Here is a 26,606-nt window from a genome sequence, read left to right on the forward strand (position 1 = left end):
AAATTCCAATCCCGAGGCTTCGGGATAAATTCCAATAAAAAAATTCCAAATTCCAATTACTTCTGAAGTTGGAATTTGGATTTTAATTTTTGGAATTTAATTTATTTAATTGATCAATTTACTTGGCGGGAAACCAAACTGCTTTTTGAAACATCTGCTGAAATATAAAGGATCATTAAAACCTACTAAGCTGGTCACTTCAGAAACATTATATTTTTTGGTTTTTAAAAGCTCTGCTGATTTTTTTAAACGTATTGTTCTGATAAACTCGTTTGGAGCCAAATCAGTCAATTCCTTGATTTTCCTGTATAATTTAGATGAACTAACGCCCATTTTATCACATAAAAATTCTGTTGATAAATCTTCTTCGCTCAGATTATCATTGATCAAAGCTGTAATTTTTTCCATAAACTCTTCATCGATCGGAGAATGGGTAAGCAAGCTTATCTTACTTTCGATTTCGCCTGAGAATTTTACTTTTAATTCTAAACGCGATTTAATAATATTTTCAATAACTGTTTTTAGCAGTAACGGTTCAAAAGGCTTAACAAGGTACCCATCTGCCCCCATGTCATATCCTTTCACTTTATCTGTATTTTCGGCAAGTGCAGTTAAGAGAACCACAGGAATATGACTGATAAATTCATCACTTTTTAATTGTCGACAAAATTCTAATCCGTCCATAACAGGCATCATGACATCTGCAACACACAAAATTGGTTTTATCTGCCTGCATATTTTCAGACCTTCCTCTCCGTTCTCGGCATCGTAAACTTTATAGTAATCAGACAGATAATCGACTAAATATTTTCTAAGTTCGATATTGTCTTCTATAACCAGTATTTTTTCTTTTAAATCTGTATTCTGAATAATTTTTTTGGCTGCTTTTTCAGGAATGAGCATACTTAGATTATCATTTTTCAAAGCATATTCAAACACTTCTTTGGTATCATACGAACTTCGCTGTATTGGAATTTCAACTCTAAAGGTACTGCCTTTGCCAGGCGTGCTTTCTACCGTTATAGTGCCTTTATGAATGGCTACAAGAGATTTTACCAATGATAAACCAATACCAGAACCTGTATTGTTTGCTTTACTGTTGGAGGCCTGATAGAATCGTTTAAAGATTTTTTCCTGACTTTTTAAGGGAATCCCAATACCATCGTCAGTAACCTCTATAACCAGAAAATCTTCCGGACCTTCTTTAAGATTAATAAACAAATCTACATTTCCGTATTTATTGGTAAATTTCAAAGCATTAGACAATAGATTGTAAAGAATCTTATCGTATTTATCGTTGTCGATCCAGCCTGTAATAGTATCAGCTCCAGAAGTAAAATTTAATTTAATTTTCTTGTTGTAGGCCAACTCTTTATAGGAATCAAAGATGTTTTTTGAATAGGCCAGAATGTCTGTTTTTGAAACTTTAAGCTTTAATTCTCCAGACTGTGCTTTTCTAAAATCGAGTACCTGATTGACCAGATTCAGCAATCTGCTTGCATTTTGATAAATTAGATTGTATCGGCTTTTTTCATATTCGGTTGCGTTGCTGTTATTCTCCTCTAATAATTGTTTAGCGGGACCCAAAATAAGTGTCAACGGGGTTCTTAACTCGTGCGAGATATTAGTAAAAAAACGTAATTTTTCATTGTTGAGCTTGATATCATGCTCCCTGTTTACTTTTTCTGTCAGCAGTTCTTGTTTTAATCGGATACGATTTTTTATTTCTTTTCTGATAAAATAAAAAATACATGCTAATAGTAATACAAACAGAACAAATGAAGTTGGGGTTAACCAAAAAGGAGGAAGAATTCTAATTTGGTACGATACTTCTTTGCTCCAATTTCCATCGCTGTTACACGATTTTATTTTAAAAACGTATTTGTCCGGATACAGATTGGTATATTGAACAATTCTGGAGTTGCTGTTGGCAGTAATCCAATGTTTGTCAAAACCTTCAAGCATATATTGAAACTTGTTTAGCTTTTCGTTTACAAATGAAGGAGTCGAAAACTGAAGTGAAAAATTTCGGTTTTTATAATTGAGTTCAGCTTTTCTTCCATAATTCAAATCCTGCAACAGCGGGATTTGACCATTTATTTCCATATTAGGAAATACTTCTTCATTCTGAATTTTAAATTCGGTTATAATCGGTTCAGGCGACCATTTATTCCTTTTCATTGTATGTGGTGAAAAAGTAATAATGCCATTTTTACCACCCAGATAAATATTAGAATTATTAAAATTAAAAAAGCCGCTTGAACTAAACACATCCAGCCTGTTTCCACTGTTTACGTGATAGATATTAATCTCTTTAAGATTAGCATTTACCCATGCTATACTATTGTTGTTTATGTTTAGCCATAGATTTCCATTAGTATCAGATAACATATCTGTAACCCATTTTCCGGAGAGTTCCTTAAAATGTGAAATTGTTTTAAAACTGTTTCTTGAAGGTTCATAAAGGCATAGTCCATAACGCGTTGAAGCCCATATTTTTCCTTTTTTATCGATCATAACATCACTTACGTTATCATCATATGGAGCGCCATTTTCTTTTTTGGAAAGTGACTTATAGGTTTCTATTTTTCCTGATGTAATGTTGTATCTCACTACACCCGTTTCTGTTGCAAACCAAATATTGTTTTTAGTGTCTTTTTCTATTGCATTAACCTGAAAACCAGGCAACAATTTACCTTTTGACGCCTGAACTTCTAAGGTATTTGTGTTTATAATAACAGCCCCTTCTCCAAAAGAACCTACCATCATGGTTTGTGGTCCAATTTTGCAAAAAGCAAATAATGCTGAAGACTCAAAGCCAAGGGAAACTTCTTTTGAAGAATTAGTTGCATAATTATAAACCATCAGATTACCATTCCAAAGACCGCAATAAAAAACCTTTCCGTCCTCCGAATAAATACTGGCAATATCCTTGTCATTATTATACAATGGCTTAAAACCTTTGGCATTAGATATAAAAAGTCCATTATGACTGGTTGCCACAATTACTTTTTGATCAAATGTTCTGGCAAAACCCCTTATACGTGGAGCTTGATTACCTATGTGATGGGATATGTCTTTATTGAGTATAAACTGATTTTCGTATGGATCAAATTTATCCAGTCCGTCTTCAGTTCCTATCCATAGTACTCCGGATGCATCAAAATATAATGCCGAAATTAAATTATCAACGATAGAGGTGTCTTCTGATAATATGGAATAATACCATTTGTAATTTCCTTTTTGAATATCTTCCAAATTCTTGCACACCAGTAATCCTCCTAACGTACCCACCCAATATTTACCGTCCTGAGCTCGGGCAACTGACAAAAAATACGGACCTAAACTTCCTCTGATTTCCTTGTCTTCAATATATAAGTTTACAAATTGATCGGTTTTTTTATCTAATTTATACAGCCCTTGGCGCGTTCCTATAAAAATATCTGACTTGGCATCTTCATAAATAAAATTAACATACGGATTCTTCGCATTAGAATTAGGAACAGAAAGCGTGTAATCATTAATTTTTACAATAGCACCTTTTGCATCCATGGTAATTTTTGCCACAGATCCCTTTTCATAACTACCTATCCAGATATTCCCTTTTTTATCTTCAAAAATTTCTTTTACATAATCAAAACCCTTGATTGGAATCTTTTCAAATCGGTTTCCCTTCAAATAAAACAGATAAACACCCTTAGTTTTAGTACCTACCCAGACTCTTTTAAATTTATCAACATAAACGGATCGAATTTCTTCTTCCGGTAAACTATTAGGATCGTCTTTTTTGGAAAAAAAAGTGGTAAAAACCTGCGTGTCCAATTTAAAAAGTGTCAGGCCTTTTCTGGTTCCTATCCATAAATTGTTGGAATCCTCATCCAATTCTAATGCTGTTATGTCATCATTATACAATTTATTCGTGCCAGGTGAATAACTCATGTAATTTTTAAACTGATAGCCATCAAAACGATTCAATCCTGAAAAAGTTCCGAACCACAAAAAACCTTTTTTATCCTGCACAATATGTCGTACAGAATTATGAGACAAACCATTATTGTCATTATAATGCGTAAATTTTATATTCTGCGAATGCGAATAATAAAATACGATTAAACAAAGAAAAATAATGTAAGGGTTCTGTCTCATATACTGCAATTTACAGTTTTTATTAATAGTTATTATTACTGTTAAGGATTTATTCTGTCAATTTTATTATTTCTTAAGTCAATTCTAAAATGATCTGCAGGCTCTCCTTTTATGGTTTTCAAAAATATTTTTGCCCATAAAACCAACTTCTCATTATTTGATTTTTCTAATGCGGCGCACACTATTTCATATTGTTTTAATCTGCTGCGTCCTATTTCAGGAATAGCTAATTCATCAGCATTTTTTAATCTGTAAAAATCAAAAATCATATCAAAACCCGTCCAGGAACCAAGATCTTCTTTCGTTAATCCACTCGATTTTAATGTGGCATCAACATCAGAAGTATTTTTATTACTATACGCTAAATCACTGCCGGAAAGATTTAGAATTGATGTTAAAAAAGCAGGCGGAAAATCTTCTGGCAAAAACCGAAGACGTACCAGTTCTTTTAAATGCCATTCGGTAAACTCCTTATAATCCCTGGCTTTTAAAATCTCTTTGTTCCAAATTGTGGAACTTTTTACCTTTTGCAAATGAGCATATTCTTCTTCATAAAAAGGAAATAAACTATTAAATTTTGGAACAGAACTTATGACAATGGTTTCTACTTCGAAATCTGTATCAGAATGAATGGTCAAAATTTTATAAGCGGGCATATAAGCAGCCAAAGAGGGTGTCTGAATATTAAAAAGCGTATTGCCTTTTTGTGTTGTGCGAACTCCCGTATCGTTAATATGCATGTGACCACCAAAATGAATCTGAATACCTGCATCAGCAAATGTCTGAGCTATTTCTTCAGTTGGAACTCTGGACAATTGCATTTTATCAGCTCCAAACAATTGTTTTAACTCTGGCGAAGCATCATCATTAAAATCAACCATGGGATAATGACTAAAGGCAATCAATATTTTTCCTTTTTGTCTGGCTTCTTCTGCAACTTTTTTTACCCAGTCTATTAAATGACTTTTGTAAAGAAGCATGTTGTTATAACCAATACTGGCGCCGGAAAAATCATTTGGATTATCTGGCAGACCCGACAATTTTTTATTAGGAACATAAACATTCGCATCTATTGCCAAAAGCCAGATTCCTTTAATGGGTTCAACTACATAACTCGCATCCGGAAGCGATAAATTAGTGTTTTTAATGGTATAAATTCTTTTTTCTAACGCAGATTCGGTCATTGCTTTCTCTAAAAAATAATTATCATAATTATAATTTGAAAAAGGGGTTTCCCAATACAGATATTTCTTTTGTGGAAAAAATCCGAAAGCAGCCATTTCCTGCATGGTTTCTTTGTATCCCCAATTTTTTATATCGGCTGTTATAATCGGTTCTAAGGCATTTTCTTCTTTCTTAAAATTGGTTTCGGAGCTGCTGATAATTTGCTCTTTTCCGTCTTTTCCTAAAAAATCTGTTTTAGTAGCTTCTTGCGCAAAAGGTTTGACAGCATCATGATTTCCTGTAGTTACAAAAAATGACATGCCTTTTTCTTTTGAATATTGATCCAGAATTTTTCTTAACCCTCTGACATGAACCGGTTGTCCGTCATCGCTAAAATCACCGGGAAGCACAACTTGTTTAATTCCCCTTTTAGAAATATCATTTAGTGCTTCTATAAAGGCAAAATAATTCTCGTTGAAAATTCTGGTTGAATGCAATTGCGCATTCATCGTTCTGATATTGGCATATTCACCCGTTACCGGATTTTTTATGCCCTGATAAGTATTGTCTTCAAATTTCGCAAAGATATCCTGCAAATGAACATCGGCTATAAAAGCAATCTGAACATCTTTTGTAACGACCTGTTTTGGTTTGCAGGAACATACAGAAAGTAAGAGCAGCATTAAAACCGATATCTTAAACATACAACCTTATTTTATTTATTGTTTTTGAAAATTTTAAACGAAGTAGTAATTCTTATTGGTTCTTAATTTCTATTTTTTGTGCTTCTAATGTATTCTCCAAAGTTGCTTGAATTACATCTTTAAAAACAATTTGATTTTGCTTTTCCATCGGAATTTCTATGGCTTTCATTTTTAAGTTCTGAACATCATCAAATATAAAAGCAGGTCTAAAATCAGTTTCCTCCAATGTAAGTTTGATATTCTTCATTTGTATGCCGTTCACATGTCTCACATAAAAACCATAAGAAGGTAATTCTCCAAACATAGAAAACTCCGGATAGTCCTGAACAGCTTCCGGCACCTGATTCATTCGGTGTAATGCTATATATGCCATTGCTTTTGAAGCTCTTCCCGGATATTTTATCTCTATATTTTCGAGTATTACATTTTCAATACGATATCCTTTTAGCCCAACGATTGAAGACGGAAAAGGATTGTGAAAAAAATCAACTTCCGGTCCTCTCAAATCATAATTAATATCCGGACGGCCAAAAGGTACCTGAATTTTTATGTTTTTTATGCTTACATTTTTTATGCTTCCGGGCTTATCCCCGCTTCGTTGTCCTAAACGTATAAAAATGGCATTTCCGGTATTGATGGCCTGAATATTTGAAACGTCAATATTTTCTATAACCCCCCCATCAACAGATTCTATGGCAATTGCAGATCGAAATGTGTCGTAAACTTTAATATCTCTAATAATCACATTTTTAAATCCACCAACAGAGGCAGTTCCAAATTTTATGGCGCTGGCGCTGGACCTAATGGTACAATTGGCAATATAAATACTATCATTATAATATCCGGGATAGTACGATTTTAAACAAATTCCGTCATCCGCAGCATTTATATCGCAATTGACAACCTTGACATTTTTACAATCCGTAATATCTATTCCATCGTTGTTCCAGTAAGATCGATTGACTATGGTAAGATTATCCAACGTAAGATTGGTACACAACTCAAAAGACAATCCCCAACAAGATGCTTCTCCAGCTTTTAACCCTTCGACTAAAACAGTATCGCATTGAGAAAAGCGAAATAATTTGGGTCTCATGGTTTCATTTGGCCTGTTTCTGCGAAGACTATATTTAGGATCTACAGCAACACCGGCATGATGAAGACTGTCTATATTTAACGCCAGTTTTAAACCCTGACCGTCAATTTTTCCTTTTCCTTTCAGGGCGATATTATTTGCTTTATGAGCTACTATCAAAGCCATTTGGGAATTGTCATCGTTTTTTGGAGAAACGGGTCTTCCGTCAAAAGCGATATTTGAATAATCTTTTGAATTTGTACTTCCCAACAATACTGATCCTTCTTCAAAATACAATGTTACATTGCTTTTTAAAATAATACTTCCAGACAAAAAAGTTCCCTTAGGAAAAATTACGCGGCCTCCTTTATTTTGAAAAGCAGCATCAATTGTTTTTTGAATTGCTATTGTATTGAGTGTTTTCCCATCTGATTTTGAACCATAATCTGTAATTAGAAATTCTTTTTCAGATTTGATTGTCTTTTGCGCATTGGATTTGAAACCAAATAAAAAAAGACTGGTCAATAAGGCCATGAAAAACAGTTTTAGTTTAATTTCCGACATTTTATTCTTTTTGTATTTTACAATTCAAACAAAAATATACTGAGCTAAAACCGTTTTTCATTGATAAAAATTACGGATAGCCAGCTTATTTTATGTAAGCTTCTAATTTATCCAAAGTATTTAGTTCTTCTTCTCTTGCACTTGAAGATATGATTTTTGTTTGTAAAGATTTGGTTGGTTTTGAAATCAATAAATATTGAGTTCCATCATCTGTATTTTTTACATAATCTTTTGGATTATAAATGATTGCAGCACCAATTGGTACAATCTCTGCCGCCACATCTTCAGGATGTTTCCCCCATACGGCAATATAATTAGTTCCTTTTTTAGTTTCGAAATCTTTAAAATAATTTACTCCGGTAACAAATTGTACTTTTTCTCCACTTAAACTAACAGCTTCAACCTGAGCTTCTCTTTTTCCTGAAAATACGGTTACGCGAACTAAAATATCTACTTTTTTTCCTTTGTAAGGAACACCTTTAGAAATCATTTCCATCCATGAAGTGGTATCTGTTTTTCCAACGCGTGCCAAACGATTCGTTACCGGATTCAATGGAACTACTTTTTCTCCGTCCCAAAGTTTTACACCTCCTAAACCAACAGTTGATGCCACTTTATAATAATCTGCTCCCCAACCTTCTTTTTGTTGTTCTGCTGTAGGGTACCAATTCGCTTTTCTCAACTCTAGACCTGGTTTTGCTTTCGAATAAACATCTATAGCCACTTTATCACTAAAATAGATTCGCAATGCCATCCATTCGTTCTCAATTGCCGGTCCGTGATGTCCAATTGTTTTATATAAATCTCCCGTTTCTGAACCTATATCTGTCAGATAAGTAATTTTATCAGACTTCATATACAAACTTGTATCTGTATTATTTTGTGCAAAACAGTTCAAACAAAGTAGCAAAGCGGTGATAAATGATAATTTCATAGTTTAAGGTATTAATAGTTTAAGTTTAATTTCCGTAAATTTAAACTAACCTTTTAACAATACACAAAGATTTTATCATTAAGATATCGTCATTTTGTGATGAAATGGTGTAAACCCTGTTATATAAACATGTTCTCCGCTTGTTCGCAGACTTCCCTGATGATAAGTATACTCTTCACTGTCGAGATTTTCTACATTAAAATGTTCGCATTTTCCGGGGCCAAATTGTATAGAATCGCCTGTAGCAGCTAGTTCTCCCAATCCGGATTTAAGGAAGTAATTCTTTTTATCGTCTTGCGTTGTTCCGGTAATCGTACTTCCTTCATTGAAACACATTTCGATAGTTACCTCAACATTAGGAGGGCCATCTACTTTAAAATCAAAGCTTAATACTCCATTTTCTTCGGTGATTTCTATTACTGTTTTCTGCTTTTTAACATTGCTCTTTGTTCTTGAACCAAATTCCATTTTGTTCCAAAATCTTGTATCCGGCGATTCAGATAATGTATAATCTCCATCGGCTTTTCGAAATTTTTCTGCTAAAGGCTGGTAATAATCTGCTTCTTTGGTTTCTGTCAAAATATATTTATTTCCTTCTTTAACGATCCCTTCACTGCTAAAATATCCCATTCTAAAAAAAGAAGTCGACAACCGCATGTATTTCAATATAGCATTTCCTTTTCTGTAGGTTAGAAAATTAGGATTTGAAGATCTTCCGGAAACAATCTGTACTGGCTGGTCATTACCACCAAAAAGAGTTACAGTGGTTTTGCCCCGTTTGATTCTGGCCAGATTTGAAACTGCAAAAAACTTTTCGAAGTCATTTATTCCTTTTCCTTCAACAGGAATTGGTTTTCTTAGCGTACTGTTTTCCATAAAAAAACCCAATGAATCTGATAAAATATCTGTATTAAATTCCGGCAGATTTTCAATAGTATTTACCATATAGGCGAACATGGTATTATTGGTATAAATCGCCATAAACCTGTACTGAAGATAAAACTTAGTAACTTTTAGATTCATGAACTGATCCTGTCTTCTGGAATCCAGTGTAATTAAATCACCATTTGGTTCTGTGTGATAAAAATAGGTTGTTAGGTTTTTAGAGACAATCTCAAGCAATTTTGGCCTGTTTAATAGTCGGCCAACTGTAATTAAAGCTTTATCAATTACGGCAGAATAAATACCGCTTCTTTCAGAATAATGTCCGTCTTCGTTACAATCAATACCTTCTGCCAGCCATTCGTCAATTCTTTTTACGTAAGCAGGATCAGGATACAGATCGTTTATACTGGCCAAAGCAGCACAAACTACCCACCTGTGATTTGGAGTATGTACGCCTCCTGTTACCATGGCTTTGCCGGCATTTAAAATGAATTTTTTCAGTTTGTCTTTTAATGCTGTATCTGTTTTTTTGTCTGCATTTAAAATTGCTGCTGCCGGGCAAATATATTCCAGTATAAAAGCGGTGTCAGGAGGTGATTGTCTGTTGCCGCCTGCATCTAAAGTACCGTCCTCATATTGTTCCTTAAGCAGAATATCTGTGAATTGATGCAGTCTTTCTGTTACAATTTTAGATTTATAATATTCTGATCCGGAATTACATAGCGAAGCCGTTAAAACTAAAATATTATTTGCTATGAACCGAAAACTACTGAGTTTTGTATTGGGATCTAAAGGATTATTCAATAACGTTTTAACTTTAGTATCATTACTTAAAATAAGCTTTTTCATTAATTGAATATCTTCCTGTGAAGTAGTATTGTTTACTAACAGATCATTTGCAAAAATAGCATCACTAACTAAGGCTCCCGCTAATGTCAGTCCAGATAATCTGATGAATTCGCCACGGCTGATTTGATTTTTCATATTGTATCTTTTATTCCATCTAACCCAACTAATAGATCTACATTCAAAACTTTTCAGATTCAACAAAAACCTGACAGATTTTAAAAATCTGTCAGGTCAACCAGAAAAACTAACAAAATATTTATTTTTCTCCTTCCACAATTTTTACTAATGTGAAATTTATTCCTAATGGATTTTTGGTTATTTTACAGATTAAAGGATAAGTTGGATTTTTTACGATCCACATTTCTGTTTCATCAATTTGGGCGACTACGTGTAAAGTATCCAGTAATTTTCCTTCCAGATCAACATTATTTGTAGTGGTATTTTCATCTAACACATAGGTTGTATTGTTGTAAATAAACTGCTTGTTTTTTAATAAATCCTGATAAGCCGACTGAGAAATCATAAAAAAAGTTTCTGAAGGTTTCAGGTTCAGAACAGGTGCATATTCTCCCTGATTAAAACTTAATTCATTTCCGTTTTTCAATCCTTCGGCTGTGGTTACAATGCTGCTTTTTACACCTCTTGTATCTAAATCCAAAACAAGTTTATCCTTCCCTGTTTTTGTAGTCAGCGTTAAAGTTCTGGTCTGACCATGCAGTTTACATATATAATGTAATACGGTATTATTATTAATGGATGGAACATAGTTTTGTGCTATTCCTGCCTGATACATTACACACAAAATAAGAGTTAAAATTGTATTTTTCATCTGCTGGATTTTTATTTTGTTGGTGGTAAAATAGTTGTGCCCCAAGCCGAAGGTTTTGAATCCATTTCGAAAATCAGTTCGGCACCTTTAGCAATATCATCGTGTAAAATCCAGGCTTTGTTATACGGTTTTCCATCTAACAAAGCCGATTTGATATATTTATTTTTATCACTCATTTTTTTTGCGGAGATCTTAAAATGGTTTCCGTTTTCTAATTGTATCGTCGTTTCGGTGATCAACGGTGTATTCAATAAATAATACGGCTGACCGGCATTAGGATACAATCCCATCATATGAAACGCCAGCCACGAAGACATCGCGCCAGAATCATCATTACCCGGAAGACCTTCGTGTGAAGTATTGAAATTCTCTTTTATAATGGTTCGAATTCTATCGCTGCTCAAATAAGGTTTCCCGATCCAGTGATAGAGACAAGGTGTTAAAAATGACGGTTCGTTTGCTACATTGTACAACTTAGTATCAAAAAAGGTGTCTAATCTGTTTTTAAAAGCAGCTTCACCTCCGGATTTACGAATAAGTTCCGGAACATCATGCGGAATACTTAAGGAATATTCCCAGGAATTACCTTCGTAAAAAAACACGCACCAATGGCATACATACCATGGAGATTCAATAATAACCGGTGTATATTTAAATGTTGGTTTCTGAATTTTTGATTCCCCAAAAACTACATCATCCAGCCATATCCCAGAAGCATCTTTTGGCATGATAAATCCGGTTGCGCCATTATTTTGATAATCTGAACGCCATAAATTTTGCCAACTGTCTGCTTGTTTTATGTATTGGTTATAAAGATCCTGATGGTTCAAACCTTTGGCTACAGTTGCAATATTATAATCGTTATACGAATAATCAATGGTTCTGTTTCCGGCACGATCAATACCATAAGGTACATATCCTAATCGCAGATAGTCCATTAATCCGCCTCTGCCCTCTTTTTCTTCGTTTCCGCCAGGTGGTACAGTGGCATCCTTAAGCATGGCCTGCAAAGCCAGTTCATAATCTATTCCTTTGAGATTTTTCACAAAAGCATCAGCCAGCACGACTGAAGCGTTGGATCCTCCCTGTGTGCGTCCGTTATCATTACCGCTTCTGCCTTCCGGCAAATAACCTTCGCGTTTGTAAATATTCAGTAAGGCATTAACAATTTCGACCTGACGTTTAGAATCTATTAAGGTAATTAATGGAGTGGAACTTCTGAAAGTATCCCAAATACAATAAAAATCATCATAATAGGGTTCGTCATTGGTCCATAATGGATTTTCTCCTGTTCTGTCAACAGGCATAATCATCGTATGATACAAACCTGTATAAAACATTTTTTTATAGGAATCTGAAGTATCCTCTGAAAGTTTAATGCGACTTAATAATTGTTCCCATTTTGTTTCTAATTCCACTAAAACAGTATTAAAGTTCCAATGTGGAATTTCTACTTCAATATTATTTTTTGCTTTTAATTCACTTAAAAAAGAGATTCCAATTTTAATATTTACTTCCTGTTTTCCCTCTTTGCCAAATGAAAGCAATGCTGCCGTTTTTTTTCCGGAATCAAACTGAGCTTTTTGATTATTATAAAACTTTCCATCTTTCCATGTTACATATTTTGCAATTGGCTGATCAAAAACAGCCCAAAAATAAACGGTATAAGCACGTCCGTTGTTCCATCCTCCCCTAATTCTGCTATACCCACGAACTTCAGTATCTGAAACAATTTCTATTTGAGAACCTACAAATTGCTGTTCTTCTCTTCCATCTGGTTTTGGTCCTTCTCCTAGGAAAAAACCGGGATCAATTTTTAAATCTTTAGAGGTGTTTTTGGGATAAGTAATACGGTAAAAGGCAGCTTTTTCGGCAGTTGTTATTTCGGTTTTGATATTATTTCCTTTGAAAACAGTTTCATAATATCCAAGCTTTACATTTTCTTCTGTCCTATAGGAAGTTTGGTCTAATTTATCTAAAGTTCCTGAAAAAGGCATGATCTGAATGTTTCCATATTTAGGACCGCCGCCGGTACCACTAACATGAACCTGACTAAATCCTGTAACTTCTTTTGGTAATGGCAGCCAGCCGCTATTTGGACTCACAGTGCAATCCGGACTTGGTTTTACCATTCCATATGGACATGAAGGCCCAATGAAAACCCTTCCAACTCCTTCTGATCCTATCATGGGATCTACATATTGATGAAGCTGACTTTGAGCATTAATGGCAAATAATGCTATTCCTAAAAAAATGAGAGCCTTACTATTTATTTTCATTTCTTATTTTATTATTTAGCAGGTATTTTATATCGTAGCAGAACGTAGATTAAAAAATTAAGGCGTTTCTGGTAAATCAAAATTTCTCTGCATATCCCTAAGTAATCAATTTTGAGTGAAACGCCTTTTTACAATTAATAGCTATATTTCTATGTATTAAAAATTACACAAATACTATATGCTATTTTTAAATTCTACCACATTAATGCTTTGGTGTATTTGACATTTCTAAAGTTAATTCCCCACCATTTGTAATCTCCTGATGAGAAATATTGAAATCCTGAACAGGTCTGTTATTGAATTTTAATTCATTAATATAAACATTATTAGCACTATTATTTTTGGTGTTAATAATGATTTTTTGACCTTTATAATAATCTGGATTTAATTGAATTGATACTTTATTAAACAACGGACTTCCTATTTGATATTGCGGATTTTGATCTGTACCACCATTCATTTGAAACAAACCAATTTTAAGCAGGACATTCAGGCTTCCCATTAATCCCTGGTCTTCATCGCCATTGTAACCTGTGTTTGGCGCTAATCCGCTAAAAGTTTCTTTTACGACATTTCTTGTCCAGTATTGCGTTAAATCAGGTCTTCCTAAGAAATTAAAAATAAAGGAAGTTTGTATCGAAGGCTGATTCCCAAAATTGATCGGAATACGACTGAATTCAGGATGCAGTTCAGCATCATGCGATGTACCCGAAGTAAATTTTAGTTTTTGTGCCGTTTCAAATTGGGCATTTAATTTTGCGGTGGCTTTTTCTTTTCCGCCCATCAAATCTACTAATCCATCAATGTCATGAGGCACAAACCATGTCGATTGTGCACCATTCGATTCTATAAATCCATTTTCATATTTATAAGGATCAAAATCTTCAAGCCATTTTCCACCAGCATTTTTAGGACGCATCCAGCCTAGTGTTTTATCAAAAATATTTTGATAATTTTTAGAGCGGGCCATAAAATAATTATAATCTTCCTGATGATTTAATTTTTTAGCCAATTGTGCCAAAGTCCAATCCTGATAAGCATACTCTAAGGTTTGGCTGGCTCCGTCCTGATGGCTTCCGAATTCACCTTCAGGAATTGGATAAGGAACAAAACCATTATCTATATAATATTTTAATCCGCCTCCGCTGTCTGAATTATGTTCGTATCCAGCCTTTCCCATAATACCATTTAGCATATGGTTCTTTTTGACTGCTGTGTAAATAGTTTCTAAATCTTCTGTTATGATTCCTTTTTGAATAGCGCTTACAATAAAAGGTGTGGTCGAAGCTCCGGTCATCACAAAAGTATCATTCCCTCCTGAAGGACCACGCGGAATCATTCCTCCATCTTTATAATACTGCATTAACGACTGCACAAAATCACCCATAATTTCAGGATAAACAAGTCCCCAAAGTGTGTTTATTGTCCATTGTGCACCCCAAAATGAATCTGAATTGTATTGATTAAATTTAGGCTTTCCGTTTGCGTTTAGTGGCAGCTGACCTATTCTAAATTTTTCTCTGGTATTATCAGGATATGCGCCATTTGCATCACTAATCATTTTTCTGCCCTGCAATGCATGCCAAAGATCGGTGTAAAAACGTCTTTGATCTGTTTCTGTTCCGCCTTCAACTTCAATTCTTCCTAACAGATTATTCCACTCGTTTTTTGATTCTGTTATTATTTTATCAAAATCCCAATTTGGTAATTCTTTCTGAATATTAAGTGTAGCATTTTCGACAGAGGTATACGAAATACCCACCTTCATTAATACCTTTTTATCAAATTGGCCTAAATTAACCAGATAATTGTTTGTTGCATTATCGTGCTCGATTGAAGCAATTGGTGCATTAAGCTTAATTTTAAAAAATACGGTCAAAGGTTTAGGACGCCTAAAATTAGTACTTAATATTAATGATCCTGAAAGTTCATGATCGTTATTTTTTTCTAATACTCCGTTAGTATTATCACATGGCCCCAGGATTGTATTTAAATTAAAAAGAATGGCTTTTTGAGTATGAGCCGGAAAAGTATACCTATGAAAACCTACTCTTTTTGTGCTAGTTAATTCTGTTTTAATTTGATATTTTTCTAATACAAGGGAGTGATAACCCGGAGTTATTATTTCAGTTTGATGATTAAATTTAGAATAAAAATGGGTAAAAATATCTTTTTTATTTTCCTGCGAAATGGTTACAGGCATGAGAGATACGCCAGACAACTGCCATTCGTGAATGTGGCTAAAACCCTTTACTGTATCTGTTGTATACTTGTATCCGCCTCCCCAGTCACCGTTAATTTCTGTATCAGGACTTAAATTGACCATGCCAAACGGACGGCTTGCCGATGAAAAGAAAAACCATCGTGAATTTTCAGTATCAAGTTGCGGATAAACCAGATCTACAAATGATTTCTTTTTTTCAGAAATATTTTTTTCGGTTTTACAGGACACTAAAAAAATTAGAAAAAAACTTATTCCGATACGGCTTATTTTATAAATTCTATCCAGTTTCATTTATTCTATTTGAGTTGAGGGCTGTATATTTTCTTTACGGTCAATTCGTTTTTGGTCGGGCCATTTAATAAATTTCAGTGTATTTTACACTCACAATTACTTGATATTTAAATTCTAAAATCATAAAATGAATGTTGCAAAGCCTAATTTCTAAGACATTCTTAATTGCATTTAATTAAGCCTTGTCAAGCATTCAAAAAAACAAAAAATGAAGTAGGTTAAAACTTCTTTCCAAAATGAACTGGAAGTGCTGTCTTTTAAGAAAAAAGGAGAAGAATTTAATCTTCTTCCCCTTTTTTAAAGTGGAACAATTTATACTTTGATTTATTTAGTATCCGTCATTTTGAGTTAGGGCAGGATTTAAGACTAAGGCATTGGTTGGAATTGGGAAAGTACGACGGTACGTGTCTGCATTTGTTTTGAATCCCCATTTACCTTCGAATTTACCAAATCGAATCATATCGTTTCTATGCCATGCTTCATGAACAAATTCACGAGATCTTTCTTTATAAAGTTCTTCTAAGGTTACACCGCTCCAGGCAGCAGAAGTAGAACGATTAGAACGAATCATGTTTACTAATGCAAGTGGAGATTGTCCTAAAGTTTGAGTACCTCCGCGAAGAATTGCTTCAGCTTTCATCAGGATAACATCTGAATAACGTAAGTAGGGTACGTCATTATTTTGATTACGGCTTGTTGAAGTAGCATCCGGATAAAATTTGATATTTCTGTATCCCATGTTCCAGGCAATTTCATCATTACCACAGTCAAATAAATTAACATTCTGACGAAGTACAATATCCGGTGTTAGATTTACCTGATACGTATAAGCAGCGGCACCATCTGCTCCGGTATAAAACTGATCATAGCCTTTTTTGGTTGTACTTACTTTTACCGGAGTAACACCATCATTCATAAATTGTAAACCTGTCAGCCATTGTTTGTTACGAATATCGTTTGGATCGTCAAAATAAGCGTAAAATTCCGGCAAGGTACTTCTTGGAGCACTAGGAGTAAAAGCAAGACCAAACTTAGCTCTTTCAGAACGCGGTACATCATAACGTGAATGATACATCTGACCATTAAATCCCACTGTTGCTGCTGTAGGATCGTAAGGAACTGCAAAAATAAACTCTTTCATTTGCGGTCCATTATTCGGATAAAACATTTGAAGATAAGTCGTTCTTGGCTCAATAGCATATAAACCTGAACTAATAACTCCATCACAGGCTGCGATACAATCATTGTAACGAGGTGTTCCTGTATATATTTCTGCATTTAAATACAATTTAGCAAGCAACGCATTGGCAGTTTGTTTATTTGGCCTGCCATAAGTTGTAATTCCAGCTGCCGGATTTAGATTAGGCAGGGCTTTTTTCAATTCTTTTTCGATAAAATTAAAAACGTCTTTCCTGTCCGATTTAGCATGTGCAGAAAAATCTCCGTAAAGGGTATCCAAAGGCACATTTCCGTAGTTGTCCATCATAATAAAATACGAGATGGCACGCATGGTTTTTAATTCTGCAATCATCGTCGATTTATCAGCACCAGCAGGCATTGTTTTATCTAAAATAGAAATGGCCTGATTGCTGGTTCCTATCACTTTTGATGACCAGTCCCAAAGACTTGAAACATTCCCGTTATCTGGTGTCCAGTCATGGTAATGCATCATTCTATACCCTTGATTATCGTACCAGTTACCTCCTCTTGCCGGCATTATTGATTCATCTGTACTTAATGATTGTGTAAACCAGTAAGAAAATGAAAATTCACCTCGAAAAGCGGCATATACCGGACCTGCTGTTTGTATATATTGTGTTGAATTCTGAGGGAATACCTCTGGTGTAAGCTGCGTTGTAATAGGCACATCAAGATCTTCACAAGACCATAATAAACCAACCATCAATATTGGAAGTCCTAAATAGTTTAATATATTTTTCATAATTTTTAGAATTTAATTTTAGAATACCACGTTTACACCAAACAAGAATGTTCTGGTTTTTGGATAGAAATTATTGGAGTCTACACCAGGTGCAGTTCCGCCTTGCTCTACTTCCGGATCAATTCCTGAATAATTAGTAATTACAAACAGATTATTTATTGTTTCATAAATACGTACTTTTTTGATGTACCTGCCCACTTTACCAAAATCATAACCTAAAGTAAGATTGTCTAATCGAAGGTAACTTCCATCTTCTATAAAACGCGTCGAGTACTTATAGGAATTCAAATCGTTTGGTGATTCATCTGCAGCATCTACGAGAATATTAGAGGTCATTGCCGTAGCTGGCCTGAACAAATCTGCACGGGTAGCGTTGAAAATTTTATTTCCAAATACACCTCTGAAAAAGATATTTAAATCAAATTTCTTATAAGTGAAATTATTATCCCATCCTAACATAAACTTAGGCTGTGCACTTCCTGCATAATGGTAATCTGTACCAATTGCCGGCGTAGTGGTTAAACTTCCGTCTTTTGCAACATATTGAGAAACACCGCTTGCATTTTTTCCTGCATATTTAAGTGTAAAGAATTGTCCAAGAGGTTTTCCTTCTTTAAAAATTTGCAACGTACTTCCTGTTTGTCCTCCACCATCAGGCTGCACTCTTCTAATTGAATCTCCACCAATAAATAATGGATTTTTTAATTTGGTGATTTCATTCTTATTGTGCGAACCATTTATATTGGTTGTCCAGCTGAAATTTTTCGTTTTGATTGCATTGATGTTCAAAGATGCTTCAATACCTCTGTTCGACATATTTCCTCCATTTGCAACTATTGTTCCTACTGGTACAAGTACCGGATTTACAGCATAATTGAAAATCATATCGGTTGTTTTCTTGTCATACACATCTACAGAAGCAGATACTTTTCCTTTTAATATTGTAAAATCAATTCCAATATTTGCCGTAGAAGTTTTTTCCCATTTCAAATCAGGATTAGCGGCCTGATTTGGTCCGTAAGCCCCAATTTGTTGTCCGTTATAATAGAATGTACCAAGACTTCCTGAAATAAATTGAGCTGTATAAGCATTAAATCCTGAAGAGTTACCGGTTTGCCCGTAACTTGCACGAAATTTCAAATCATCAAAAATCTTTTGGCCTTGCATGAAACCTTCTTTGTCAATTCTCCATGCTCCACCTACTGAAGGGAAATAACCCCATTGATTGTTTGTTCCAAATACAGAACCTCCATCTCTTCTAATGGTTCCCTGCAAAAGGTATTTATCTCTGTAATTGTAGTTTAAACGTGCAAATTCAGAGATTAAACGTTTTTTCTGATAAGCTTTGCTGTCTCCAAAATTTACAACATACCCATTCACTGATGTATAATTGCTCAAAGCAAGGTTATTATAACTCACATTATCTACAGGGAAATTTGTTGCTGTAGCCTGGAATCCGTCTCCTAAAACATCTTCCTGCCATGAATAACCCACAACTGCTTTGATTTTATGATCACCAAAAGTTCTGTCCCAGTTTAAAAAGCTCTCTACAATCGTATTGGTATTTTGATAAGAGTTTCTTAACGCTGACCCGTTTACACCAAAATTTACTAATGTTTTTGTCTGAGGTGGATCTGGGTTGTTGTAGAAAGTAGCACTATTGTATTTTTGATAGTAACTATCATAAAACTCACCATGCAATGTATTTAACTGCTGATAAGCTACGTTTAAGTTATAAGAGAATCCATAAGGAAGTTTTAATTCGGCTGTAATACTTCCAACAAAATTATTTGTTTTTGTATCATCGTCTCCGTGCTCAATTAAAGCTACAGGATTAAAGTAACTTGTCTGAATGAAGTTTTCGAAAAAAGATCCATCAGGATTTCTTACCGGAGAAACAGGAAGGTGACTCACTGATTGCAAAAGTACAGTATTACGTTGTGGAACATTCGCATACTTACTGTTTGAATTGGTTACATTTAACCCAATTTTCAATTTATCATCAAAGGCAAACTGCTCAACTGCTAAGTGCGCAATTATTCTTGAAAAATCACTGCCCATCAAAACACCTTCTTTGTTTAAGGAAGATAAACTTGCAAAATAATTACCATGTTCGCCACCACCACTCATAGAAAGGTTATGGCTGCTTGATGCTGCTCCGCCTCTAAGAATTTCTTTTTGCCAATCTGTATCTGCTCCTTTATCATTTTCAGGAGTAAAACTTAAATTGTTTTTGGTTGTAAATTCTCTCAGCTGGCTTGAATTCATCATATCAAGTTGGTTTGAAACATTTTCAAATCCAAAATAATTACTGTAACTAATCTGGGTTTTGTCTTTATTTCCTCTTTTTGTAGTTACCATAATAACTCCATTTGCAGCACGGTTACCATAAATAGCTGTTGCAGCCGCATCTTTCAAAACATCAATAGCAACAATATCCTCCGGTGCAATAATAGAAATATCAACACCCGGAATACCATCTACAACATAAAACGGTCCCTGAGAACTATTTAATGTAGAAGCCCCACGTAAAACCACCGAAGAACCTTTAGTAGGATCGCCACTGGTAGAAACATTCAGACCTGCAACTTTACCTTGCAGCAACTGTCCGACATCAGCAATAACTCCATTATTTAATTGTTCTGCTTTTACAGAAGTAACAGCAGTGGTTAGGTTTTTACGAGTTCCCTTTCCGTAACCTACTACTACAACCTGCTCCAGACTAGTAGAACTAGAATTTAGTTTAATGGTATAATTGGTTTTAACGCCATCCAGTTTAAGACGCTGGTCATCAAATCCCATAAAAGAAATAATCAGAGTAGCGCTTTTGTTTGAAACATTTATTTTGAATTTCCCATCAAAATCTGTTACGATATTATTCGAAGTCCCACTTTCCATTATATTGGCTGCAGGTAACGGCATACCCTTATCATCTACAATGATACCTGTAATTTCAGTTTTTTGCGCCCAGGAATTAATTGAGAGACCTAGAAAAAAGGCTAGTAATAAAAGCTTAAGTTTTTCCATATTGTTTTTAGTTAAATTGGTTAAAATAGTCTAGCGAAAATAGTATTAATGAATTGTTAAGAAATGGACAGGTTATTCACAAACATGGATTTTTTTACTAACCTCAGTAAGAATAAGGCCTGCAGAATTTTATTTTATTTTAATTATGAATTAAAAATCAATATATCCTGACAAAATAAAAGGAGGGTAAATTCAAACTATAAATTTACCCTCCTTTTATTTTGTCAATTGAGATACATATTAATGTCCGTAAGCCATTTAGTTAACATCGCACCAATTTATTTCCCATTGTTTTATTAATTCACTTTCATTTGATTCTTCGAATGGAGTTTTATTTACTTTCGCTGTTTTTAATGCCTGAAGAAACATTTTCCATCTGGGCCAGTAAAAACCTTTATACATTCCTCGCCATGCTCTCGAAGCATAATCATTCAGATGGCCTTCTCCGCCCCAAAGCGTGATTAGCGTTTTTGCATTTTTTACATATAATTTTGATTCTTTAGGAGTACTTCCATAATCTGAAGCAGATTTTATCCAGTAATTCAGGTCATTCAAAGGTTCTCCTGAAAGCATTTTATCTATATTCAAAGCAGTTTTTTCTATTTCTTTAAATAATGCATCGCCTTTTTTTATGTCATTACTTTCATATGCCTTCACGCATTCAATTAATAGGTCGTCGATGCAAAGCGAATAATAATGTCTCGAAGCCTCTAATACATCATAATGATAAAGGTTCTTTTTATCGAAATTTTTACTTTCCTTTTTCAAAATATCCAAAGCTTCTTTTAAGACAACCTTATCTCCGGGATTTCCTTTAAATTCTGTAATTTTTAAAGTTGGTCTTTTAAAAAACAAATACGCACCGGCCTTGTCATTCCACCAGCGGGTTTCCCAATATCTGGTACTGTAAACCGACTTAATTAATAATTGCCAGGCATGAAAAACAGAATCAGCAGTATTTGCCCCGTATCGGGCATTTAGATATTTTTTTAACCAGTCATTTACAGATTCCTCTCCTTGTGTCCACGGAAGGTCATAAAGGTATTCATAAACGATCGAATTATTGTTTAGGCCTTCCGGCATTACACCATAACCTATAAGGTTCCCTTTATTCGGGTTCTTTAATAAACTGGTAAGTTCATTTTTATAAAAATTCAAATCTCCATAAACAGGATTAGAGCCTCCATAATTATGTACATAACCATAAGTCCATTGTTTTCCGTAAAAAGCTTCCTGATTTTCCCAAACTTTATAACGGTCATTGGCATAATCCTGAACGATCATTCTGTCATTAGGCACTTTACTAAGAAAAGCACTTGTAGCTTCTTTGGTCCAAAACTCTTTATTGTCTCCAAAAAGCCAGCCCTGCATCACCCATGTTGCTCCAGGCGCTGCTTCATTAATTGTTTCGAATATTGTTTTTCCATAATCTGAAAGTTCTTCGTATTTATGTTCTTCAGACACGGGCGGTGTTATTTCATTAAAAGAATCGGCCAAATAAAAATCCGACTTACCATATAATTTAGTATAGATTTCTATAAATCGTTTTCCTATCTCTTTAAACAACGGATCTTTGGAGTCTAACAAATACGTGCTTTCAAAACCGCCTCCGGACCAGGATTTTAATTCACTTATTTTAGATTCAGGATGTTTCTCTGCAAATGCTTTTGGTACATAACCACTGAAAGCCGGCACTACCGGATGCATGTTTAATGCTTTCATTCTTTGTATGATATTTTTCTGAACCGCTTCTTTTTTATTAATCCAGTTCTGAGGCAGTGGCCCTTCGAGACTGTTTATATTTCCCATTCTCTGCCAGGGCAAAAAAGCAGGTCCTGCAAAATGTGCTTCTAACTCACTGTTAATTAAGCCGTATTCTTTCCATAATAACTGCCAAACGGCTTCTTGTCCTTCCATTGCTGTAGGCAGATTTATACCGTGAAGCGCCATCCAGTCTATTTCCTGTTCCCAACGTTTCCAATCCCACCAAGGGGTTGTATACCCGAACGTACAGGCATTTAGATATTTTCTGTATTTAAAAGGTGTCGACTGTTTTTTTGAATATTTTGGCCATGTTTCAGGCAAATCGATTCTGTTTCCTTCCCAACTAACTGAAACAGCTCCAATATCTCTAAGAAAAGTATAAGCTGCATAACAAACCGAAGTATTTGATGTTGCGGTAATTCTTACTCTATTTCCGATTGTTTCTATTTCAAACGAATCCAGATTTTTTTGATCTTTGTTTTCAATAATATGTAAATCAAACTCTTTTGCCCGATCTCCAATCAGCCTCTCCAATACAGCCATGGAACTTTTTGTGTTTTCTTCATTTTTACTGTACCCATGTGGCACAACAAAAAATAACAGTACAAGAAAAATAATATTAGCTTTTAGGGAATTAGATCTTTTATTTCCCATACTCTCTCTTTTCATATGTTTTATACTTATTAATTATACACTTTACTGTTCGGTTTGTACAAACAAAAAATAGGGAGACTATTAGAAATAAATCTCCCCTTTAAAAACCAAACAAACAAAATTTCTCTTATTACCTAAAATTAATCTATCATTCCTACAGCTTTAGCCTTTTAAATTATCATTCACTAAAATGTTGGCGTTCGATAGATTTCTATAGAATTATTTATGATGAAGATTTCATCTATGAAATAAATTAACTTATTAATTGAAGGATAAAATTATTAACAATGGATATGCAGAAGATGGACTAATCAGTCAAAAATATAGACATATCACACAGCGGACGATTTTGTATGTTTTTTAGGGTATTTCACAAAGTAATAGTTGAAGATTTTGAGGATTTCTTCATTGGTATTCTTTAATACATGAAGTCGTGGATACTTAGCTTATCCCAACCTATACATAGAAAACCCTGAAATTAATTTCTAATTTCAGGGTTTTCTAACTTTGTATTTATCCGTGTCCAAACACTTTCGACTTGTTATCTCTACAAAATAGGGTTTATCAAATACCGTTACCATATCAGTTTTAGATTAGTGGTAAATTTCTTAAATTCGTAAATAACAAACAGTTACAGTAATAAAATTAATCCATTATGCAAACAAACATTCTTTGGTCCGGAATAGAATATTATTCTTTAGAGAATTGCATCATTGATTCAACTAATGGTGTACTTGTAAATTCAACAATTATTGGTTTTTACAATGAAAAAATTTATCGCGTTGGGTATATAATTAAGCTTAATGAATTATGGGAAACCTATTATTGTTCAGTTAAGTCTCAATTTGATAACGAAATTAAAAGTTTTGAATTTGCAAAAGATCAAAATAGATGGTCATTAAATGGAGAATATTTCGATAGCTTTGATGGTTGCACTGATGTGGATATTCCTTTGACGCCATTCACTAATTCTTTGCCTATTAATCGCCTTAAGCTCAATCAGGGACAAGAAAAAGAAGTTGATGTTATTTATATTGATTTATTAGAAGACAATATAAGACACGTTAAACAAAAATATCAACGGTTTTCATCTGAACTATACAAATATGAAAATATTCCAAATGATTTTGAAGCTGAAATAAAAGTTGACAAAACAGGTTTCGTAATTGATTATCCACAATTATTTACACAAACATGGAAGGCAGAAAGTAACTATCCCTTTAAATACCTCTAATTTCACTAAATTAAAAAATAATGAGACCGATGTTGTCGGTCTCATTATTTTTTAAATTTAGTAACAGTTTGAAAAGTACTATTTACCGTAGATAACCTTTATAACTCACCGCCACTAGTTTGATGTAGTACTAATTTAAAATTGCGTTGCTGCAATCTACTGCTGAGACAATTCAGCTTCGGTATGCAATAGACAAGTCCAATTGTTATTTTCTTTTATCCAGGTAGAAGTGCAGGCACATTTTACAGGAGTCTTTTGTTCATCGTCCATTATTCCCAATTCTATCAAATATGCTATTACCGCGGTATTTTCAGCAACTAATTGTGTTTTGACATCAGAAAAATTCAATACTTTTATTTTATCGCCATCTCCTGAATCAAACATCTTTTTAAAATTGGCCTCATCTACACTATGTACTCCATTTTTGCCAGCAATTAAGCAAGGAAAACGAGTAAGTTTTTTTACTGTTTCATAGTCGTGATTTTCCATTCCCTGCCAATATTTTTTTTCCAGTTCAATAATTTGCGTTTCCATAATCATCTTTTTAATTAAACAGTTATACAAAGTTCAAATTAATATTAAAAGGCAGGAACACTTTTAACATACATTTAATTGATAAATAAAACTAAGCTTATTTCTTCCTAGCGGTTTTTTAAGACTTGTTTCAATAGTATTGGTTTTCCAAAATATTTTGAGAAAAAACGAAGGAAAACAAAAGGAAACTATGTTATCAATACTGTTCTATATTTAGCAATATTTTTTAAAACAATACCAGTCCCTCTTACCACAGCCCGTAGCGGATCTTCTGCAATATAAACCGGCAGATCTGTTTTTGTTGAAATTCTTTTATCAAGACCACGCAGCATTGCTCCTCCACCGGCGAGATACAAACCTGTATTGTAAATATCTGCAGCTAATTCAGGTGGTGTTAAGGAAAGCGTTACCATGATTGCGTCTTCAATTCTTAATATTGACTTATCTAAAGCCTTTGCAATCTCTCTGGAGGTAATTCGGACCTCTTTAGGTTTTCCGGTAAGCAAATCCCTTCCACGTACCAATAAATCATTGGGCGGAAACTCCAGTTCTTCAATTGCAGCACCTACATCTATTTTTATCTGCTCAGCCGTAGCCTCACCAATATACAAATTATGATGCGTTCTCATAAAATACAAGATGTCATTGGTAAAAACATCCCCGGCAATTTTTATGGATTTGTCGCAAATTATTCCTCCCAGAGCAATAACCGCAATTTCTGTGGTTCCACCTCCAATATCAACAATGATATGTCCTTGTGGCTGCATTACATCTAAACCAATTCCAATTGCAGCAGCCATAGGTTCGTGAACTAAAAATACTTCTTTTCCATTTACTCTTTCACAGGATTCTTTTACCGCTCTCATCTCTACCTCGGTAATCCCACTCGGAATACATACTACCATACGGAGTGCGGGCGTAAAAAAGTTTTTCTTTAATTCTGGTATGTTTTTTATAAACCAGCTAATCATTTTTTCTGATGCATCGAAATCTGCAATTACCCCGTCTTTCAAAGGGCGGATAGTTTTAATATTCTCGTGTGTCTTCCCTTGCATTAAACTAGCTTCTTTACCTACGGCAATAATTTTCCCATTTCTAATATCCCTTGCCACAATAGATGGACTGTCCACAACAATTTTTCCGTCGTAGATTATTAAAGTATTAGCTGTTCCTAAATCCATAGCTATTTCCACTGTCATAAAATCAAATAACCCCATAATATAGTTTTGTTTTTTATAAAAAACGCTTTTGTTACTGTTTTATTCTCTGTAAGGATGATTTTCCATTAGAACTTATGAATATTTAACTTGGATTTTAGATAAATTTCAATAGTTAAAATAAATTTCTGATTAAAAATAAATTCTTATTATTTTTAATAGTAAACAAAATCAAAAAGCCTTCACAATTTTGAACTGCCCCCAAAATGTTAGACACAATTTGGGGGCATTTTTATGGAAAGAAAAGTAAAATACAGTATTGAATTTAAACTTCATTGTGTAAATGAGGT

General features: G+C 34.2%; 14 protein-coding genes. 1 reads left to right on the plus strand and 13 read right to left on the minus strand.

Annotated features, from left to right (window positions below):
- Positions 1-105: 105 nt before the first annotated feature.
- The 11 genes from ASC72_RS14420 to ASC72_RS14470 all read right to left on the minus strand — a co-directional run bounded on the left by ASC72_RS14420 (position 106) and on the right by ASC72_RS14470 (position 23,346).
- A complete protein-coding gene (locus ASC72_RS14420; RefSeq protein ID WP_056191888.1) occupies positions 106-4,146 on the minus strand; it encodes a hybrid sensor histidine kinase/response regulator transcription factor in 4,041 nt (1,346 codons plus the stop codon).
- Between the two features lie 41 nt (positions 4,147-4,187).
- On the minus strand, positions 4,188-6,014 hold the full coding sequence (locus ASC72_RS14425) for a metallophosphoesterase (protein WP_056191890.1): 1,827 nt from the start codon (positions 6,012-6,014) through the stop codon (positions 4,188-4,190).
- Between the two features lie 52 nt (positions 6,015-6,066).
- On the minus strand, positions 6,067-7,653 hold the full coding sequence (locus ASC72_RS14430) for a glycoside hydrolase family 28 protein (protein ID WP_056191891.1): 1,587 nt from the start codon (positions 7,651-7,653) through the stop codon (positions 6,067-6,069).
- Between the two features lie 85 nt (positions 7,654-7,738).
- Positions 7,739-8,587, minus strand: coding sequence for a DUF4861 family protein (locus tag ASC72_RS14435; protein WP_056191894.1), 849 nt, complete (start codon positions 8,585-8,587; stop codon positions 7,739-7,741).
- Positions 8,588-8,665: 78 nt separating this feature from the next.
- On the minus strand, positions 8,666-10,456 hold the full coding sequence (locus tag ASC72_RS14440) for a hypothetical protein (RefSeq protein ID WP_056191896.1): 1,791 nt from the start codon (positions 10,454-10,456) through the stop codon (positions 8,666-8,668).
- Positions 10,457-10,577: 121 nt separating this feature from the next.
- Positions 10,578-11,150 carry a hypothetical protein gene (locus ASC72_RS14445; protein ID WP_056191899.1) on the minus strand — a complete coding sequence of 191 codons (573 nt, stop codon included), beginning with the start codon at positions 11,148-11,150 and terminating at the stop codon, positions 10,578-10,580.
- 11 nt (positions 11,151-11,161) lie between these two features.
- Complete coding sequence (locus ASC72_RS14450; protein ID WP_056191901.1) at positions 11,162-13,429, minus strand: GH92 family glycosyl hydrolase; 2,268 nt, start codon at positions 13,427-13,429, stop codon at positions 11,162-11,164.
- A 202-nt stretch (positions 13,430-13,631) separates the two neighbouring features.
- Positions 13,632-15,944, minus strand: a complete 2,313-nt coding sequence (locus ASC72_RS14455) for a GH92 family glycosyl hydrolase (protein WP_056191903.1) — start codon at positions 15,942-15,944, stop codon at positions 13,632-13,634.
- A 328-nt stretch (positions 15,945-16,272) separates the two neighbouring features.
- On the minus strand, positions 16,273-17,886 hold the full coding sequence (locus tag ASC72_RS14460; protein WP_056191905.1) for a RagB/SusD family nutrient uptake outer membrane protein: 1,614 nt from the start codon (positions 17,884-17,886) through the stop codon (positions 16,273-16,275).
- A gap of 18 nt (positions 17,887-17,904) precedes the next feature.
- Complete coding sequence (locus tag ASC72_RS14465) at positions 17,905-20,913, minus strand: TonB-dependent receptor (protein ID WP_056191908.1); 3,009 nt, start codon at positions 20,911-20,913, stop codon at positions 17,905-17,907.
- Between the two features lie 258 nt (positions 20,914-21,171).
- Complete coding sequence (locus ASC72_RS14470) at positions 21,172-23,346, minus strand: alpha-N-acetylglucosaminidase (RefSeq protein WP_056191909.1); 2,175 nt, start codon at positions 23,344-23,346, stop codon at positions 21,172-21,174.
- Between the two features lie 640 nt (positions 23,347-23,986).
- Here ASC72_RS14470 and ASC72_RS14475 point away from each other — a divergent pair.
- Entirely contained in the window at positions 23,987-24,565 is a 579-nt protein-coding gene (locus ASC72_RS14475) for a putative glycolipid-binding domain-containing protein (protein WP_056191911.1), read from the plus strand.
- Between the two features lie 156 nt (positions 24,566-24,721).
- Here the strand turns inward: ASC72_RS14475 and ASC72_RS14480 are convergent, their stop codons facing one another.
- Positions 24,722-25,099 carry a nuclear transport factor 2 family protein gene (locus tag ASC72_RS14480; RefSeq protein ID WP_056191992.1) on the minus strand — a complete coding sequence of 126 codons (378 nt, stop codon included), beginning with the start codon at positions 25,097-25,099 and terminating at the stop codon, positions 24,722-24,724.
- Between the two features lie 188 nt (positions 25,100-25,287).
- Entirely contained in the window at positions 25,288-26,316 is a 1,029-nt protein-coding gene (locus tag ASC72_RS14485; RefSeq protein ID WP_056191913.1) for a rod shape-determining protein, read from the minus strand.
- Positions 26,317-26,606 lie beyond the last annotated feature (290 nt).

Source organism: Flavobacterium sp. Root420 (assembly GCF_001427905.1).
Taxonomy (GTDB): Bacteria; Bacteroidota; Bacteroidia; order Flavobacteriales; family Flavobacteriaceae; genus Flavobacterium.

What these genes read in the sequence shown, in the direction of transcription:
- ASC72_RS14420 (WP_056191888.1), bottom strand. Translation starts at nt 4,146, where the DNA reads ATGAGACAGAACCCTTACATTATTTTTCTTTGTTTAATCGTATTTTAT.
- ASC72_RS14425 (WP_056191890.1), bottom strand. Translation starts at nt 6,014, where the DNA reads ATGTTTAAGATATCGGTTTTAATGCTGCTCTTACTTTCTGTATGTTCC.
- ASC72_RS14430 (WP_056191891.1), bottom strand. Translation starts at nt 7,653, where the DNA reads ATGTCGGAAATTAAACTAAAACTGTTTTTCATGGCCTTATTGACCAGT.
- ASC72_RS14435 (WP_056191894.1), bottom strand. Translation starts at nt 8,587, where the DNA reads ATGAAATTATCATTTATCACCGCTTTGCTACTTTGTTTGAACTGTTTT.
- ASC72_RS14440 (WP_056191896.1), bottom strand. Translation starts at nt 10,456, where the DNA reads ATGAAAAATCAAATCAGCCGTGGCGAATTCATCAGATTATCTGGACTG.
- ASC72_RS14445 (WP_056191899.1), bottom strand. Translation starts at nt 11,150, where the DNA reads ATGAAAAATACAATTTTAACTCTTATTTTGTGTGTAATGTATCAGGCA.
- ASC72_RS14450 (WP_056191901.1), bottom strand. Translation starts at nt 13,429, where the DNA reads ATGAAAATAAATAGTAAGGCTCTCATTTTTTTAGGAATAGCATTATTT.
- ASC72_RS14455 (WP_056191903.1), bottom strand. Translation starts at nt 15,944, where the DNA reads ATGAAACTGGATAGAATTTATAAAATAAGCCGTATCGGAATAAGTTTT.
- ASC72_RS14460 (WP_056191905.1), bottom strand. Translation starts at nt 17,886, where the DNA reads ATGAAAAATATATTAAACTATTTAGGACTTCCAATATTGATGGTTGGT.
- ASC72_RS14465 (WP_056191908.1), bottom strand. Translation starts at nt 20,913, where the DNA reads ATGGAAAAACTTAAGCTTTTATTACTAGCCTTTTTTCTAGGTCTCTCA.
- ASC72_RS14470 (WP_056191909.1), bottom strand. Translation starts at nt 23,346, where the DNA reads ATGAAAAGAGAGAGTATGGGAAATAAAAGATCTAATTCCCTAAAAGCT.
- ASC72_RS14475 (WP_056191911.1), top strand. Translation starts at nt 23,987, where the DNA reads ATGCAAACAAACATTCTTTGGTCCGGAATAGAATATTATTCTTTAGAG.
- ASC72_RS14480 (WP_056191992.1), bottom strand. Translation starts at nt 25,099, where the DNA reads ATGGAAACGCAAATTATTGAACTGGAAAAAAAATATTGGCAGGGAATG.
- ASC72_RS14485 (WP_056191913.1), bottom strand. Translation starts at nt 26,316, where the DNA reads ATGGGGTTATTTGATTTTATGACAGTGGAAATAGCTATGGATTTAGGA.